This window comes from Micromonospora sp. BRA006-A (assembly GCF_033433935.1).
Taxonomy (GTDB): Bacteria; Actinomycetota; Actinomycetes; order Mycobacteriales; family Micromonosporaceae; genus Micromonospora; species Micromonospora aurantiaca.
Window position 1 is genome coordinate 5297142 of the sequence record NZ_JANCLW010000001.1, and the last position, 16185, is coordinate 5313326.

Annotated in this window: 15 protein-coding genes; 3 read left to right on the forward strand and 12 right to left on the reverse strand. The window is 73.7% G+C overall.

Going from position 1 to position 16185, the window contains the following annotated elements:
• The first annotated feature begins 31 nt into the window (after positions 1-31).
• Positions 32-1315, forward strand: coding sequence for a cytochrome P450 (locus NMK34_RS24095; protein WP_318335333.1), 1284 nt, complete (start codon positions 32-34; stop codon positions 1313-1315).
• Between the two features lie 129 nt (positions 1316-1444).
• Positions 1445-2530: a glycosyltransferase family 2 protein gene (locus NMK34_RS24100; protein ID WP_318335334.1), complete on the forward strand. Its 1086-nt coding sequence runs from the start codon at positions 1445-1447 to the stop codon at positions 2528-2530.
• Between the two features lie 65 nt (positions 2531-2595).
• On the opposite strand, the gene NMK34_RS24105 is transcribed toward NMK34_RS24100, so the two are convergent.
• Genes NMK34_RS24105 through NMK34_RS24115 form a run of 3 tightly spaced genes read right to left on the reverse strand, consistent with a single transcriptional unit; the run spans position 2596 to position 4500 of the window.
• Positions 2596-3234: a DUF3618 domain-containing protein gene (locus tag NMK34_RS24105; protein ID WP_318335335.1), complete on the reverse strand. Its 639-nt coding sequence runs from the start codon at positions 3232-3234 to the stop codon at positions 2596-2598.
• Positions 3231-3683, reverse strand: coding sequence for a phage holin family protein (locus NMK34_RS24110; protein ID WP_018787295.1), 453 nt, complete (start codon positions 3681-3683; stop codon positions 3231-3233). Before NMK34_RS24110 ends, NMK34_RS24105 begins: the two co-directional genes overlap by 4 nt.
• Positions 3684-3714: 31 nt before the next feature.
• Entirely contained in the window at positions 3715-4500 is a 786-nt protein-coding gene (locus NMK34_RS24115; RefSeq protein ID WP_318335336.1) for a hypothetical protein, read from the reverse strand.
• 206 nt (positions 4501-4706) lie between these two features.
• Between NMK34_RS24115 and NMK34_RS24120 the strand changes: the two genes are divergently transcribed.
• On the forward strand, positions 4707-5171 hold the full coding sequence (locus NMK34_RS24120) for a DUF4383 domain-containing protein (RefSeq protein WP_318336410.1): 465 nt from the start codon (positions 4707-4709) through the stop codon (positions 5169-5171).
• A 99-nt stretch (positions 5172-5270) separates the two neighbouring features.
• Here NMK34_RS24120 and NMK34_RS24125 read toward each other — a convergent pair whose 3' ends face one another.
• The 9 genes from NMK34_RS24125 to NMK34_RS24165 form a co-directional block, all read right to left on the reverse strand.
• Positions 5271-5720, reverse strand: a complete 450-nt coding sequence (locus NMK34_RS24125) for a GNAT family N-acetyltransferase (RefSeq protein WP_318335337.1) — start codon at positions 5718-5720, stop codon at positions 5271-5273.
• 59 nt (positions 5721-5779) lie between these two features.
• Positions 5780-7231, reverse strand: a complete 1452-nt coding sequence (gene obgE, locus NMK34_RS24130) for a GTPase ObgE (protein WP_318335338.1) — start codon at positions 7229-7231, stop codon at positions 5780-5782.
• Between the two features lie 89 nt (positions 7232-7320).
• On the reverse strand, positions 7321-7575 hold the full coding sequence (gene rpmA, locus NMK34_RS24135; protein WP_013288010.1) for a 50S ribosomal protein L27: 255 nt from the start codon (positions 7573-7575) through the stop codon (positions 7321-7323).
• 11 nt (positions 7576-7586) lie between these two features.
• Positions 7587-7901 (reverse strand): 50S ribosomal protein L21, encoded by a 315-nt coding sequence (rplU, locus tag NMK34_RS24140; protein ID WP_018787289.1) that lies wholly within the window; start codon positions 7899-7901, stop codon positions 7587-7589.
• A gap of 302 nt (positions 7902-8203) precedes the next feature.
• Complete coding sequence (locus NMK34_RS24145; RefSeq protein WP_318335339.1) at positions 8204-11539, reverse strand: Rne/Rng family ribonuclease; 3336 nt, start codon at positions 11537-11539, stop codon at positions 8204-8206.
• 130 nt (positions 11540-11669) lie between these two features.
• Positions 11670-12389, reverse strand: coding sequence for a TIGR03936 family radical SAM-associated protein (locus NMK34_RS24150; RefSeq protein ID WP_318336411.1), 720 nt, complete (start codon positions 12387-12389; stop codon positions 11670-11672).
• Positions 12390-12713: 324 nt separating this feature from the next.
• Positions 12714-14156: a type VII secretion-associated serine protease mycosin gene (gene mycP / locus NMK34_RS24155; protein ID WP_318335340.1), complete on the reverse strand. Its 1443-nt coding sequence runs from the start codon at positions 14154-14156 to the stop codon at positions 12714-12716.
• Between the two features lie 10 nt (positions 14157-14166).
• Complete coding sequence (locus NMK34_RS24160) at positions 14167-15663, reverse strand: hypothetical protein (RefSeq protein ID WP_318335341.1); 1497 nt, start codon at positions 15661-15663, stop codon at positions 14167-14169.
• A 14-nt stretch (positions 15664-15677) separates the two neighbouring features.
• Positions 15678-16115: a hypothetical protein gene (locus tag NMK34_RS24165; protein ID WP_318335342.1), complete on the reverse strand. Its 438-nt coding sequence runs from the start codon at positions 16113-16115 to the stop codon at positions 15678-15680.
• Positions 16116-16185: the final 70 nt, after the last annotated feature.

Consider the following 16185-nt stretch of genomic DNA (forward strand, 5'->3'; position numbering starts at 1 on the left):
GCGCCGCCGACCCGCGTCAGGAGCAGCCGAGATGAGCACCATGCCGAGCGACCGGAGCCCGGACAGCACGCTGGCGTTCCTCCGGGAGGGCTACCGATTCGTCGGCTCCCGCTGCGACCGCCTCGGCAGCGACGTCTTCCAGACCCGGCTGCTGCTGGAGCCGACGATCTGCCTGCGCGGCCGGGAGGCCGCCGAGCTGTTCTACGACGAGGAGCGGTTCGTCAGGCGCGGCGCCATGCCCATGCGCGGGCAGCGCACGCTCACCGGCGTCGGCGGCGTGCAGGGCCTCGACGGGCAGGCCCACCTGGTCCGCAAGGCGATGTTCATGTCGATCATGACGCCGGACTCGGTCCGCCGTCTCGGGGAGATCTTCGACGAGCAGTGGCGGGCCCGGATCCCCGACTGGGCCGAAGGCGGCCCGGTGGTGCTCTACGACGAGGTGGGAAGGATCCTGACCCGTACGGTCTGGGCCTGGGCCGGGGTGCCGCTGGCCGAGGCCGACGTGCCGCGCCGCACCGCCGAGATGCACGCCATGATCGAGGCGCCGGCCGCGGTGGGCCCCCGGCACTGGCGTGGACGGCTCGGCCGCCGGCACGCGCAACGCTGGGCCGGCGAGCTGATCGAGCGGGTACGCGCGGACGCGGTGCCCGCCCCGGAGGGCAGCGCGCTGGCCGTGGTGGCCGGGCACCGGGACGAACGAGGGCTGCCGCTGCCCCGCCGGATCGCCGCTGTGGAGCTGCTGAACGTGCTGCGCCCCACCGTCGCGGTGGACCGGTACGTGGTCTTCGCCGCGCTGGCGCTGCACGACCACCCGCACTGGCGGGACCGGCTGCCGGGCGACGACGCCGCGACCGAGCAGTTCGTGCAGGAGGTACGCCGCTACTACCCGTTCTTCCCGGTCGCCGCGGCCCGGGTCCGCCGCTCGTTCCAGTGGCGCGGGTACACGTTCCCGCAGGGCCGGCGGGTGCTGCTCGACCTGTACGGCACCAACCACCACCCCGACCTGTGGCCCGAGCCGGAACGGTTCCGCCCGGAACGCTTCGCCGGCTGGCGCGACGACCCGTTCGGCCTGGTCCCGCAGGGCGGCGGCGACCACTTCACCGGCCACCGCTGCGCCGGTGAGTGGATCACGATCGAGCTGATGAAGCGGGCGGTGACGAACCTGACCGGCGCGATGAGCTACCGCGTACCGCCGCAGGATCTGGCGCTCGACCTCGGCGCCATGCCGGCGTTGCCGCCCGGCGGGCTGGTGCTCGACGGGGTACGCCCGGCCGACGGCGCACGCCCGGCCGGTGGGGTACGCCCGCTGCGCTGAACCGGGCCAGGCCGGGGTCGACCTCGCCGGCCGCGATATCCGGCTGCGCTACCCGACACAGCCCGCCCGAAACGGTTTCAGCAGCCGCATTCCGGGCAAGTCGCGCCACCCGGCACGAGGGGAGACGACATGACCCGACCGACCGCCGCGCCGCCACGCGACGAGGGCACGGTGTCCGCGCCGGTCCGGCTGCCGATGGCGTACGTCCTGCCGCTGCGCGCCCCCGACGACGGCGGCCTGGACGAGCTGACCGGGTACCTGCGGGAGCTGAGCCGGTGGGTCGACGTGGTGGTGGTCGACGGATCGGCGCCGGAGCTGTTCGCCCGGCACGCCGACGCGTGGCGCGGGCTGGTCCGGCACATGCCGCCGGACCCGGCGCTGCGCGGGCGCAACGGCAAGGTGCTCGGCGTGCTCACCGGCGTCGCGCTGGCCCGGCACGAGCACGTGGTGATCGCCGACGACGACGTCCGGTACGACCGGGCGGCCCTGTGCGCGGTGCACCAGCTGCTGGACGGAGTGGACCTGGTCCGGCCGCAGAACCACTTCGACCCGCTGCCCTGGCACGCCTGGTGGGACACCGGCCGGACGTTGCTGGCCCGCGTGTTCGGCGGCGACTGGCCGGGCACGCTCGGGGTGCGGCGAAGCACGTTCCTGGCGATGGGCGGCTACGACCCCGACGTGCTCTTCGAGAACCTGGAGCTGTTCCGGACCGTGCGCGCGTACGGCGGCAGCACCGCCACCCCGGCGTGGCTGTACGTGCGGCGGCTCCCGCCCTCCGTCGCGCACTTCCTCGGGCAGCGCGTCCGGCAGGCGTACGACGAGACGGCCCGGCCGGTGTGGATGCTGGCCGCGCTGGCGGTGCTGCCGGCGACGGCCGTCGCGCTCGCCACCCGCCGGCCCGGGTTGCTGCTGCGCGCCGGACTGGCGACGGTCGCCGTGGCGGAGCTGGGCCGGCGACGGGCCGGCGGTGCCCGGGTCTTCCCGGCGCACACCAGCCTGGCCGCGCCCGCCTGGGTGCTGGAACGCGGCCTGTGCGCCTGGCTGGCGGTGGGCCGGCGGCTGCGTGGCGGGGTGCCCTACGCGGGCGGCCGGCTGCGGACGGCGGCCCACCCCACAGGGGTCCTGCGCCGGCGGATGACGCGGCACCGCCCCGACGATCTGGTGCTCTGGGTGGAGACCGGGGCGGTGCCCCCGCCGCTGCGCGTTGAGGTGTAAGGAAGGGCCCCTTCTTATCGCCTGGGCGATAAGAAGGGGCCCTTCCCAACCGAGGGCGCGGACCTTCAGGACCGCACCTGCTCGGCGCTGTGCCGGACGTCCTGGGCGGCGGTGCGGCCGTCGTCCTTGACCGCGTACGCGGCGTCCTGCGCGGTGGCCTTCACCGACTCGGCGGCGTGCTGCGCCGGCTCGCGCAGCTCGTCCTTCAGCTCACCGGCGACCTCGCCCAGCTTCTCCTTCACCACCCCGCCGTGCTCGGCGGCCTTCTCCTTGACCTGCGCGGCGACCTGCTGCTCGCGGCGGGTGGCCGGGATCAGCGAGGAGACCAGCATGCCGACACCGAAGGCGATCACCCCGGCGGCGATCGGGTTGCCCTCGGACTTGCGCCGCACCACCTGCGGCGCCCGGTGCGCGGCGTCGCTCACCGTGGCGGCGGCGGACTGCGCCTTGTCGCCCACGGTGGACGCCATCGAGGAGGCGTGGTCGCCCACCGAGTGGGCGGCGTGGCCGGTGCTGTGGCCGAGGTCCGAAGCGGTTCCCATCACCTTGTCCTTCACGTTCGTCAGCGCGCTGCGGACGCGCTGCTTGCGGTCGTCGACGATGCGGCTCGGGCTGACCTTGTACGCCAGGGCGTCCACGTCCGAGCTGAGGTTGTTGCGGGTGGCTTCGATCTCGCGGCGGATCTGCTCGGGATCGGTGCTCATCGGGTGACTCCCTCCGGGTGCGGCTTGAGCGCGTCGGGGATGCGCTGCACGCTGTCGTTCGTCTGCTTCAGGCCGCGGATCCGCTCGGCGTTCTTCTTGCCCATCGAGTACAGGACCGCCGCGACAGCGGCCCAGATGACGGCCACGATCAGCGCGGCCAGCCCGGAGTCCATGACGTTGTCGAGGAACTGCCAGATCGCGATCGAGACGAAGAGCGCCACCATGTAGCCGCCGAAGCCGGCGCCGCCGAACAGTCCGGCGGCCTTGCCCGCCTTCTTGCCCTCCTGGCGGATCTCCGCCTTCGCCAGCTCGACCTCCTGGCGCATCAGCGTGGACAGGTCAGTGGTGACCTGGCGCATCAGATCGCCGAGCGAGCTGCCGCGCACCTCGTCGGCGTGGGGTGGGGCACCCGCCGCCTGATAGCCGGGGTCCTGCGTGGGTACGGTCATGCCGTCGCCTCCCTTCCGCCGGTACGCCCGGTCACGGGCGGGGAGCGCCGGTCGACGGGACACCCGGCAGCGGGTCGGTACGCTCCGGCGGCGGCAGCGGCTGACCGGTGCCACCCGCCGGGTCGGCCCAGGTGTTCGGGGCGCCGTCGGCCGGGTAGGTCGCGCCCGGCGCGGAGTAGCCCGGGTCCGGCTCGGCGTAGCTGCCCGGCGTCGGGTCGAGGTAGCCGCCCGGCGGCACCTGGTCCGGCACCTCACGCGCCGTCGGGATGACGGCGGTGCGGTCCGGGTCGTACGCCGGTCGCGCCGCGCTGTCGTCGCCGATCGCGGCGATGTTGCGGGTGAGCCGCCCGGCGACCACGCCGAGCAGCGCCGCGCCGACGAGGAACGTGCCCGGGTTGCGGCGGGCGTAGGTCTTCACCTCGTTGAGCAGGTCGCCCGGCTCGCGCTGCTCCAGCCAGCCGGCCACGCCGTGCACCCGCTCGGCCGCCTGGTGGGCCAGCTCGGTGACCGGCCCGGAGCCGCCGCCCTGCTGCGCCATGGTGCGCATCTCGTCGGCGAGCGAACGCAGCCCGCTGGCGGCGCGCCGCTGCTGCTGACCGGCCTGGGCGGTGACCTGGTTGCGGGTCTCGCCGTAGAGGTCGCGGGCCTGCCGCCTGGCCTCGCCCACCACCTCCCGGCCCTGCTCCTTTGCGGTCTGCGCGACCGCGCCGCCCGCGCTCGCGGCGTCGGAGCCGACCTGGCGGGCCTGGTCACGTACGCCGCCACCACCGTTCGTCGACTGGTACGTGGCCGAACTGGGGGAAAGATCCTGAGTCATGGTGTCCCTTCCGCTCGTGTTTCCCAGCGGGTGTCTTCGGGGGTACGCGGATTGTTTCCGCATGACAATCGCCCTACCCGAGGTCGGCGGGTCCATGCCTGATTCGTGAATTCTCTGCGGGAGCGCCCCACCCCGGTCAGACAATGGGGTACCCGCCCGCCCGGGCGGCGGCGAGGTCCACGGGGGTGACAGGGATGGCACGTGACGTGCGCGAACACGCACCCGCCCGGCCTGCGGTGCAGAAGGTCGCCCTCGCGGCGGCGGCCCTGTTCGCGCTCATCGGCGTGCTCGGCTTCATTCCCGGGATCACCACGCACTACGGCGAGATGACGTTCGCCGGGCACCACTCCGAGGCGAAGCTGCTCGGGGTGTTCCAGGTGTCGGTGCTGCACAACCTGCTGCACCTGCTGTTCGGGCTGGCCGGTCTGGTGATGGCCCGGCGGGTGGCCGGCGCGCGGGTCTTCCTGGCCGGCGGCGGCGCGCTCTACCTGGTGCTGTGGCTGTACGGCTTCGCCATCGACAGGGACACCTCGGTCAACTTCGTGCCGGTGAACGACGCCGACAACTGGCTGCACCTGGCCCTCGGCTTCGGCATGCTCGCCGCCGGCCTGCTGCTCAACAACAACCTCGGCACCGGCACCCGGGTGGAGGCTCCCTTCGACCGCCCGTGACCAGGTGCGACACGCCGGTGCGGCGTTTGCCCCGGCCCGGTGCCGGGCAGGAGGGCAGGCGCGAGCGGGTCGAGGAGGTCCGGCGATGGTGTGCGAGCGTCAGGCCGCCACCGGCAGCCGCTTGGCGAAGCAGACGCTGTACGGGTTGTCCACGTACTCGCCGTACACCGGGACCGGCTCGTAACCGCTTGATCGGTAGAGCGCGATCGCGGCCGGCAGGTAGGTGCCCGTCTCCAGGCACACCGTGCGGTGCCCGTGCCGGAACGCCAGTTCCTCCAGCGCCACCAGCAACTGCCGGGCGATGCCCCGCCCCCGGTACGCCGGCCGCACGTACATCCGCTTCAGCTCGCCGGTCTCGGCGTCGAGCGCCTGGAGCCCACCGCAGCCGACCGCCCGGCCGCCCACCACGGCGGCCAGGTAGTGGATGTCGGTGTGCACGACGGTGACCTGCCCGTCCAGCCCGCCGTCCGCGTCGCGCAACTCACGCTGCTGGGCGACGACGAGCGCGGCGATCTCCGGATCGGTGGCGGGACGGGACTCGATCAACATGCCCGTACGCTAGATCGGCCGGATTTCGCGCAGGTTTCCCGCCACCGACCCGGGAACGGCTACTCGGCGTCCGCTTCCGCCGCGGGCGCGGCCTCCACCTCGTCCTCCGGCCGGACCCGGCGGGCCTTGCGGGCCGCCAGCCGGTCGGACGCCGAAGGGCGGTTCGACTTCTCCTCGAGCCGTACGTCGGTGCCCCGGTTACCGGGCACGAAGTCGACGCCGGCGTAGAGCGTCGGCTGCCAGTCGAACTCCCGGTCGCCGATGCGCACCAGGTCACCGGCCTGCGCGCCGGCCTTGGCGAGCTTCTCCTCGACGCCGAGGCGGGCCAGCCGGTCGGCCAGGTAGCCCACCGCCTCGTCGTTGTCGAAGTTGGTCTGCTTGACCCAGCGCTCCGGCCGGCTGCCGCGCACCGTGTACGAGCCGTCCGGCTCGGCCTCGATGGTGAAGCCGGCGTCGTCGACCGCCTTCGGGCGGATCACGATCCGGGTCGGCTCGGCCGGCGGGGCGGCGCGGCGACCCTGCTCGACCAGCTCCGCCATCGCGTACGTCAGCTCGCGCAGACCCTCGCGGGTGGCCGTCGAGATGTCGAAGACGCGCAGGCCGCGGGCCTCCAGGTCGGGGCGGACGATGTCGGCGAGGTCCTTGCCGTCCGGCACGTCGACCTTGTTGAGCGCGACCAGCCGGGGCCGGTCGGTGAGGCCGCCGTACTGGGACAGCTCGGACTCGATGGCGTCGATGTCGGCGAGCGGGTCGCGGCCGGGCTCCAGCGTCGCGGTGTCGATCACGTGCACCAGCACGGCGCAGCGCTCGACGTGGCGGAGGAACTCCAGGCCCAGGCCCTTGCCGCTGGCCGCGCCCGGGATCAGGCCCGGTACGTCGGCGACGGTGAAGGTGTGGTTGTCGACCCGGACCACGCCCAGGTTCGGCACCAGCGTGGTGAACGGGTAGTCGGCGATCTTCGGCTTGGCCGCGGAGATCACCGAGATCAGCGACGACTTGCCGGCCGAGGGGAAGCCGACCAGGCCCACGTCGGCGACGCTCTTGAGCTCCAGCACGACGTCGAGCCGGTCGCCGGGCTCACCCAGCTCCGCGAAGCCGGGCGCCTTGCGGCGGGCGTTCGCCAGTGAGGCGTTGCCGCGCCCGCCCCGGCCGCCCCGGGCCGCCTCGAACGTGGTGCCGACGCCGACCAGGTCGGCCAGCACCTCGCCGTCGAGGCTCTGCACGACGGTGCCGTTCGGCACCTTGATGAGCAGGTCGCGGCCGTTGGCGCCGTCCCGGTTCGAGCCGGCGCCACCCTTGCCGTTCTCGGCCTTCAGGTGCGGCCGGAAGTGGAAGTCGAGCAGCGTGGTGACCTGCGGGTCGACCACCAGCGACACGCTGCCGCCGTGGCCGCCGTTGCCGCCGTCCGGCCCGCCGAACGGCTTGAACTTCTCCCGGTGGATCGAGACACAGCCGTGCCCGCCGTCGCCGGCCTGCATGTGCAGGACGACCCGGTCAACGAACGTCGTCACGACGCCAATCCTTCCAGCGGGGTCCGCCCCGCACGGGGAAAAGCGAAGCGGGCCGGGACTCGAGGTCCGCGGCCCGCTTCGCAGGAGAACTACTGCTGCGGCACGATGCTGACGGTCTTGCGACCGCGCTTGGTGCCGAACTGCACCGAACCGGCGGCCAGCGCGAACAGCGTGTCGTCGCCGCCACGGCCGACCAGGTCACCGGGGTGGAACTTGGTGCCACGCTGACGGATGAGGATCTCACCCGCGCTGACGACCTGACCACCGAAGCGCTTCACGCCGAGCCGCTGGGCCGCGGAGTCACGGCCGTTACGCGAGCTGGACGCACCCTTTTTGTGAGCCATTGGAGGACGACCTACTTCCCGCTGGAGATGCCGGTCACCTTGACCTGGGTCAGCGGCTGGCGGTGACCCTGGCGCTTGTGGTAGCCGGTCTTGTTCTTGAACTTGTGGATCCGGATCTTCGGGCCCTTGGTGTGCGCGGCGATCTCGCCGGACACCGCGACCTTGGCGAGCTTCGCCGCGTCGGTCACCAGGTCGTCACCGTCGACGAGGAGCACCGCGGTGAGCTTCACCGCGTCGCCGGGGGCACCGGCGAGCTTCTCGACCTCGATCACGTCGCCCTCGGCGACCTTGTACTGCTTGCCGCCGGTCTTGACGATCGCGTACATCGGAGGCGGACTCCCTGTCGTTGAGGCTACTGGCGTCTATTCCACCGCAGTCGGCTGTCACACCGTTCGCGGTCGTTCCCACGGCGTCTCGCCGGGAGCCGTGACACCGGCAGCGCGGGCACGCGGGAACTCGGCACACCAAAGTGCGCCGCAGGCAAGCGTACGCCATACCCGACCCGCCCCCCAAACCGGGCTACCGTCCGGCGCCCGCCCGCCGGGCTCGACCGGCACGGCAGGGCCCCCGCTCCGCCGGGTAACGGCGGAACGGGGGCCCTGTTCGCGCAGGTCAGTGGCTTACGGCCTCACGGCCGCGTACGCCGCCGGGCGCCACCACGGCGTGCCCGCCGGCGCGGGGCGCCGCTGTCGTCGTCGTTGTCGCCGTCACCGATCGCGTCCGGGTCGTCGGCGGCGGCCAGCCGGGCCGAGTCGCCCTCCTGGCTGTCCGCCACGGCCGGGGCGGCCGGCGTGTCCGTCTCGAACCGGGACAGGTCGTAGCCCTGGGTGTCGTAGTAGTCGTCGTCGGTCTCGACCACCTCGGCGACGGTCCGCTCCGGCGTGGCCGGCGGCGCGACGGCGGCCGGCGCCTCGGAGACGGTCTGCGGCTGCTCGGCTGAGGGCTCCGGCGCGGCCTCCACGGCGGGCTTCTCCGCGGTCGCCTTGCGGCCCCGGCGCCGGCCGCTCTTCTCCTCGGCCGGCGCGGTGACAGCCGAGGCGACCGCCTTGACCTTCTCCCCCGCCCCGCCGCGCGGCTTCTCCGGCACCGGCTCGGTGTGGATGATCACGCCCCGGCCCTTGCAGCACTCGCAGGTCTCGCTGAACGCCTCCAGCAGGCCCGCGCCGATGCGCTTACGGGTCATCTGCACCAGGCCGAGCGAGGTGATCTCGGTGACCTGGTGCTTCGTGCGGTCCCGGCCGAGGCACTCGGTGAGCCGGCGCAGCACCAGCTCCCGGTTCGACTCCAGGACCATGTCGATGAAGTCGATCACCACGATGCCGCCGAGGTCACGCAGCCGCAGCTGGCGCACGATCTCCTCGGCAGCCTCCAGGTTGTTGCGGGTGACCGTCTCCTCCAGGTTGCCTCCGGAGCCGGTGTACTTGCCGGTGTTGACGTCGACGACGGTCATCGCCTCGGTGCGGTCGATCACCAGCGAGCCGCCCGACGGGAGGAAGACCTTCCGGTCCAGCCCCTTGAGGATCTGCTCGTCGATCCGGTACTCGGCGAACACGTCCGCCACCCCGGCGTGCCGGCGCAGCCGCGCCACCAGGTCCGGCGACACGTGCGACAGGTACGACTCGACCAGGTCGTACGCCGGCTCGCCCTCGATGACCAGCTCGCGGAAGTCCTCGTTGAAGAGGTCCCGGACCACGCGGATGACCAGGTCCGGCTCCTCGTAGAGCAGCACCGGGGCGCCGCCCTCGGTCGCCTTGGCCTGGATGTCCTCCCACTGCGCCTGGAGCCGCTTGACGTCACGCGCCAGCTCGTCCTCGCTGGCGCCCTCGGCAGCGGTCCGGACGATCACCCCGGCGCCGTCCGGCACCAGCTTCTTCAGCACGTCCCGCAGCCGCTTGCGCTCGGTGTCGGGCAGCTTGCGGCTGATCCCGGAGGCGTTGCCGTTCGGCACGTAGACCAGGTGCCGGCCGGAGAGCGCGATGTGGCTGGTCAGCCGCGCACCCTTGTGCCCGATCGGATCCTTGGTCACCTGCACCAGCACCGAGTCGCCGGAGCGCAGCGCCTGCTCGATCGAACGGGCCCGGCCCTCCAGGCCGGTGGCGTCCCAGTTGACCTCACCGGCGTACAGGACCGCGTTGCGCCCGCGCCCGATGTCGACGAAGGCCGCCTCCATGCTCGGCAGGACGTTCTGGACCTTGCCCAGGTACACGTTGCCGGCCATGGTGCCGGACGAGTTCCGCGTGACGTAGTGCTCCACGAGCACGCCGTCCTCGAGCACGGCGATCTGGGTGCGGTCGCCGCGCTGGCGGACCACCATCACCCGGTCCACCGCCTCGCGGCGGGCCAGGAACTCCGACTCGCTGAGGATCGGCGGGCGGGTACGCCGCTGCTCGCGGCCGTCCCGGCGGCGCTGCCGCTTGGCCTCCAGCCGGGTCGAGCCGGAGACACCCTGCACCTCGTCGACCGGCTTGCGCGGCTCACGGATCTTGACGACGGTCGGCACACCGTCCTCGGCGGCGGTGTCCGCCTCTCCGGCGCCCCGGCGGCGGCGGCGGCGACGGCGGCGGGTCATCCCCTCGCCCTCGGCCTCCTCGTCCTCCGCGGACTCCTCAGCCTCACCCTCGGCGGTCTCGGCCCCGACCGGTGGCTCGCCGTCCTCGTCGTCGGCCTCGTCCGCGCCGCCCTTGCCCCGGCCACGACCGCGGCGGCCCCGGCGACGGCGACGCCGGCCCGCGGCCGTCTCGTCGTCCTCGTCCCCCTCGACGGCCTCCTCGGCCTCGGCGGCGGACTCCTCCTCGGCGACCTCCGGCTCGACCTCGGCCTCGACCGGCTCGACCTCACGGCGGCCGCGACGGCGGCGCCGGCCGGTCTCGACCGCCTCCTCGATCGGCTCCTCCGCCGCCGGGTACGTCACCTGGACGGCCGGCGCCTCGTCGGGCTGCGGCGCCATGAACAGGACGGTCGGCGCGGAGAGCGCGGCACGACGGCGGCGGCTGGTGGGCGGCGGCGTCTCGGCCGGCTCCTCGGCCACGCGCGGCACAGCGGCACCCGTCGACACGACGCCCGTCGCGTCCGCCGGGCCGCCGCTGCGGGCCAGGTCGACCTCCTGGGTACGCGCGGCAGCGGCGCCCGCGTCCTCGGCGGTCCCGCCGGTCTCGCTCTCGGCGTCCTCGTCCTCGACGTCCTCGACGGTGCTCTCAGCGGCGCCGATGCTCGCCGTACCGGCGGCGGCCCGGCTCCCGCTGGTGGTCTTCTCGCCGGCGGCGGTGGTCTTGGCGGCGGCGCGCCGGCCGCTGCGGGTCCGCCCGCCGGTCCCGGCGGCGGTACCGGCGGTCTCCTCGGTGGCGGTCCCGCCCGGGACGGTTGCTTCGCCGCCGTCGATGTCGGCGCGTCCCTCGGCGATCAGATCGCCACCGGGCGCGGACACCGGCCCGTCGATCACGCCGTCCGCGGGCGCCTGCCCCGCGGCGGCGGTCTCGTCCGGGGCGACGGTCTCGGCAGCCGGCGTGGCCTTGCGGCGACGGGTCCGGGTCACCTTGACCGGCGGCACGACCTCCTCCGAGGCGGCCTCCACCCCGGCCGCGGCCACCGGCTCCTCGACCGCCTTCGCCGGCGTCGCCTTACGACGCCGCCGGGTGGTCTTGGGCGCGGTGTCCAACTCACCGGCGATCGGTGCGAACACCTCGGCCTGCGGCGACTCGCCGCTGCCGGTCACCGTGGTGGACGCCTCGACCGGCGCGTCGGTCTGCTCCGGCTGGTTCAGCGGAGCGGCCTTGCGGCGGCTGGCCCGCTTACGGGCCGGCGGCTTGGTCTCGGCGACACCCTCCACGGTGCCGTCCGTGGTGGCTCCCTCGGCACCGGCCGGGGTCGCGCCCGCGGCGCTACCGGAGGTGGTGACACTGTCGGCGGTCGTCCCGGCCGGCTCTGCGCCGGTCCGTTCGCCGCCCTCGGGCTCGTTCTCGAGCATGGACGTTCTCCAGTTCTGGCTGCCCCGGGCGCGGGTGAGCGCTGCCACGCAGGGTTGCCGCAAAGGTGTTTCCGCCGGGCGCGCAAACGCGCGACCGCCGAAGTCTGCCTGCCAGAGCGTTGACCGACGGTCAGCGCTCTCCGATGGTTGCCCCGTCGCGATCCGCTTCCAACGGATCGACGATCTCGCCCTGCGCGGTCAGCGTGCCCTGCGCCAGCCGGATCACCTTCGGGGTGACCGGCGGCTCCAGGGCGGCCACCGCGCGGAGGCCGGACAGGACGTCATCGGGCCGAACGGACGGGGTGACCTGCCGCACGACCAGTTCGAGTATCGCACACGGTACGGCCGCCGCCCCGGAAGGCGTCTCAGCCGGAGCCATCACATCGATGGATACCACTGCTGCTCGGGCGTCGAACGTACGCCGCCCCTGCTTGGTCATCCGCTCGACCTGGATCTTGTCGGCGGCGGTGAAGGCCGCCACCGCCTGCGCGAGCACCTTCGGATCGACCTCGGGCAACTCGATGCGCCAGTACGACGCCTCGATCCGGTCGGCCAGACTGCCGCCGGTGGCCTCCACCGCGTCGAGTACGTCGAGTCCGGGCGAGAGGGCACCGTCGAGGGCTTCGCGCAGCTTCGCCGGGTCGACCGGCTCACGGAGCCCGATCTCCAGGTACTCGGCCTCACTCGCCACACCCGTCGGGGGGGCCGAGGCGTACGAGATCTTCGGGTGCGGGGTGAACCCCTGGGAGAAGGCGATCGGTACGCCGGCCCGGCGCAGCGCGCGCTCGAAGGCCCGGGCGAAGTCCCGGTGCGAGGTGAACCGCAGCGGGCCACGCTTGGCGTACCGGATACGGACCCGCTGGACGACGGGGGCCTGGCCGCCCTCGGGTTGAGGCTTTCTGGCGATCGTGAGCTCCTCGGCTGTGCCTGCGTATCGGTCTCATCCTGACGCAGCGCCCGCCACGTCCCACACCCGGGGCCACCCCACCCACCCCAAACCCACCCAAACCCCACCCCCGCCCGCTCCACCCCGCGCCCGCCCCGCTGATCATGAAGTTGGCGGCGAAGTCGATCTCCGAATGTGCCGCCAACTTCATGATCGTCGGGCCGAGGGCGGGCCGGGGTTGGTGGGTGGGCGCGGGTGTGCGCGGGGCCGGGGCGGTAGCGGGGTGGGTCAGGAGCGGTTGTCGCCGGGTGGGGCGTAGGGGCTCTGGCCGGGTGGGGCGTGGTGGGCCTGCCCCTGGGGCGGGTAGGCGCCCTCGCCCGGCGGCGGGTACGCCCCCGGCTGCGGATATCCGCCCTGCTGGGGATACCCGCCCTGGTGGGGGTGCGCGCCGGGCTGCGGGTAGCCGCCGGGTGCGCCGTAGCCGGGCGGCGGGGCGGCCGCGTGACCGGCGGGCACCGGTGGGCCCTGACCGTTCAGCCGGTCCAGTTCCTCGTCCGGGATCGTGCCGGCCCGGGCCAGTTCACGCCGGTGACGGCGGCGGTTCCAGATCAGGAACGCCACGAGCGCCAGCAGCACCACGAGCGCCACGGCGATGCCGATACCGATGACCATCACCTGCTGGTCGGTGGGACCGCCCCGGTCGCCGTACTTCGTCACGTCGAAGTTGTCGTCCTCGGCGGCGGCCGGTGGCGCCGACGCGTTCGGCGCGGCGGCCCCGAGCAGCGGGTTCGCCGACACCCCCGGTACGTCGGCGGTGAGTGCCGCCACCGGGTCGATCCGGCCGAAGCCGAACCGCGGGTCGCGGCCGGGCGGGCCGGCGTCCCGGGCGGTGCGGATGATCCGGTTGATCACGTCGGGTGCGGAGAGCTTCGGGTACTTCGACCGGATCAGCGCCGCGACGCCGGAGACGACGGCGGCGGCGTCGGAGGTGCCGTCACCCCAGCCGTAGCCCCGGTCCGGTCCGATGTTGTAGACCTCGTCACCGGGCGCGGCGATCACCGCCTCCGGCCCCGAGGCCGATCCGGACCAGAAGCCCCCGCCCCGGACCGTGCCGGTCACCGCGATCACGCCGGGGATCTTGGCGGGTGAGGTGACGTCCGGGCCGGCCTGCCGGGCGTTACCTGCGGCGGCCACCACGACCACGTCGCGCTCCAGCGCGTACCGGATCGCGGCTGCCTCGACCTCCTCCACGGCTCCGGCACCGCCGTACGACAGGTTGAGCACCTTCGCCCCGCCGTCGACAGCCATCCGGATGCCCCGCGCGGAGTCGTCCGAGGTGAACGCGTCGCCGGCGGGCTTCCGGATGGGCAGGATCCGGGCGTCGGGCGCGATGCCCACCACCCCGGTCCCGTTGGCCGCGATGATCCCCGCCATGTGGGTGCCGTGACCGTCCGGGTCGCGCCGCCCGTCGCCGGAATCGCGGGTGCTCCCCCCGGCCAGCAACTGGCCCCGCATGTCGGGGTGCCCCGCGTCGACGCCGGTGTCCACCACGCCCACGACGACGCCGCGGCCGGTGGAGATCTGGTGCGCCCGGTCGATCCGCAGCTCGTCCAGATACCACTGCTCGGCGCGACGCGGAGCGGCGACCGCCGGCTGGGCGGCGCCCAGCAGCATCAGTCCGGCAAGCAGACCGGCCGCCACCGGCCGGAGCGCGCCGACGTGCACCTTCATCCGTCCGTCCTCATCGCAGGATGCCCGGGGACGCACCGTCACCGGCGCCCCACGGATCGTCGTCCTCAGTCAACCATGACGAGTGCCCTGCCGCGTCGCCGCCGTGACCGGCTCCGCCGTGACCGCCCATCATTCCGCCGCCCATCATTCCGGCGCCGGCCAGCCCGCCACGCGTACCGGCCGCGCCGCCCGGTCCCGCCGCGGCCGCGGCCTTCAGCGCGCTGGCCGCGCTGGTCAGCGGCGGAACCTTGCCGTTACCGCCGCCGACCATGCCGGGCAGGCCGCCCATGGCCATGCCGCCGGCCGCGCCGATCCCACCGCCGCCGATCCCACCGGCCGAGCCCAGGCCGGCGCCACCGCCGCCGAAGCCGCCGCCACCGGCGCTCAGTCCACCCGCGCCACCGCCGACGCCGCCGGCCCCGAGGCCGAGCGTGCCCGGCCCACCGGCGGTGACCGTGCCGGGCCCGCCCGCGCCGGCCAGGCCGCTGCCGTACTCCGGTGTGCCCGAGCCGGGGGCGCCACCGAGCTCGGGGATCCCCCCGGTGGTCGGCGGGGTGTAGGAGCCGCCGCCCGGCAGGCCGCCGCCGGGACCACCCGGGGGCGGCGTGTACGAGCCGCCACCGGGCGTGCCACCACCGATGCCGGTGCTGCCGATGGACGGCATCGGGCCGCCGCCGGGCATGCCACCACCGGGCATACCGCCGCCGGGTGCGCCGCCGCCGGGCAGGCCACCACCGGGTACGCCCGACGGGGGAACACGCGGGTCGCCCCGGTAGCCGTCGCCGAAGTCGTCCTTGTGCTGGGGTACGGCCAGCTTGGGGCGCTCGGCCTCGACCGCGGCCGGCAACGGCGCCATCGCCGCGTTCGCCGCCTTCTGGTTGTCGTTGTACCAGTTGTCGAGGTGCGACTTGGTGTCCCACCAGCCGCCACGCTTCTGGTCGCTGGCGTTGCCGTCGATCTTCATGGTGGCTTCGAGGTCGTCGGCCTTGTCGCGGAACGCGCCGTCGGCGTACAAGGACTGGTTGCCCTGGTAGTCGCTGCGCAGCGCGGCGAGGAAGCCGGACTGGCTCTCCCCGTCGCGGGCGTCGTCCAGCTCGGTGCCGCCGGGCAGGCTCCACTCGTTCCAGCCGAAGTTGTCCATCAGCGGGATCGGGATGCTCGCCACCGTCTTGCGGATGTCACCCTCGATCCGTGACAGCGCGCCACTGACGTTGCTGGCGTGCGTGATGAGGTCCTCGATGTCCTTGCCGATCTCGGACAGGTGCTCGCGGTACGCGTCGCCGCCGCTGCCCTTCCAGCCGGCGAGCATCCCGGGCAGGCCGCCGGTGTGCGGGCGCTCCTGACCGGCCGCGATCGGGCCGACGAACGACCGGCCGACGAGGGAGTCGCGCAGGTGGCCGAGACCGGTGGAGAGGTTGCTCCACCCCGAGCCGACCAGGCCGACGGTGTACGGATCCGCCGACAGCGTCACCTCGCGGACACAGCGTTCCCAGGTGGCTCCAGCCATGACCGTCTCCTCTCTCAGGCCGGGTACGGGTAGGTGGGCGGCTCGGCGCCGCCGGGCGGCGGAGCAGCGGCCTCCAGCAGCCGTTCGATGTCCTTGCCGTTCGCGGCGTTGCGCTCCTCGGCGTCGCGGAACGCCTTGGCGATGTCCTCGGTGCCCTTCTTCAGGCCGCTCAGCTTGGCGGAGAGGCCCTTGAGGTGGGCCTCCATGTTGGCCGTGGAGCGTTCCAGCGCCTGCCACTGCAGCCGGGCGTCGGCGAACGCGCCGAACGGTGTGCCGTTGGACATGATCTGCGGGCTGTTGCTGTCGCCCTTCATGTTCTCCTTGATGCGCTCCATCTCCCAGGAGATGGTGTCCTCGACGTACTGCTTGAGGCGCTCGATGTACTCGGCCGCCGCATCCAGGTCCTCGACGCTGACGTGCAGATCGCCGGTGTCCGGCGGATTGATGCCCATGTCTGCTGTCCTCCCCGCTACCGGCCCCGGCCGGTCCATTACGGACGCAGCGTATCGAGGAAGGACCAGT

Coding starts and splice junctions, on each gene's coding strand:
- NMK34_RS24145 (WP_318335339.1), bottom strand. CDS start 11,539: ATGCTCGAGAACGAGCCCGAGGGCGGCGAACGGACCGGCGCAGAGCCG.
- NMK34_RS24100 (WP_318335334.1), top strand. CDS start 1,445: ATGACCCGACCGACCGCCGCGCCGCCACGCGACGAGGGCACGGTGTCC.
- NMK34_RS24110 (WP_018787295.1), bottom strand. CDS start 3,683: ATGACCGTACCCACGCAGGACCCCGGCTATCAGGCGGCGGGTGCCCCA.
- NMK34_RS24115 (WP_318335336.1), bottom strand. CDS start 4,500: ATGACTCAGGATCTTTCCCCCAGTTCGGCCACGTACCAGTCGACGAAC.
- rpmA (WP_013288010.1), bottom strand. CDS start 7,575: ATGGCTCACAAAAAGGGTGCGTCCAGCTCGCGTAACGGCCGTGACTCC.
- NMK34_RS24125 (WP_318335337.1), bottom strand. CDS start 5,720: ATGTTGATCGAGTCCCGTCCCGCCACCGATCCGGAGATCGCCGCGCTC.
- NMK34_RS24165 (WP_318335342.1), bottom strand. CDS start 16,115: ATGGGCATCAATCCGCCGGACACCGGCGATCTGCACGTCAGCGTCGAG.
- rplU (WP_018787289.1), bottom strand. CDS start 7,901: ATGTACGCGATCGTCAAGACCGGCGGCAAGCAGTACAAGGTCGCCGAG.
- NMK34_RS24160 (WP_318335341.1), bottom strand. CDS start 15,663: ATGGCTGGAGCCACCTGGGAACGCTGTGTCCGCGAGGTGACGCTGTCG.
- NMK34_RS24095 (WP_318335333.1), top strand. CDS start 32: ATGAGCACCATGCCGAGCGACCGGAGCCCGGACAGCACGCTGGCGTTC.
- mycP (WP_318335340.1), bottom strand. CDS start 14,156: ATGAAGGTGCACGTCGGCGCGCTCCGGCCGGTGGCGGCCGGTCTGCTT.
- NMK34_RS24105 (WP_318335335.1), bottom strand. CDS start 3,234: ATGAGCACCGATCCCGAGCAGATCCGCCGCGAGATCGAAGCCACCCGC.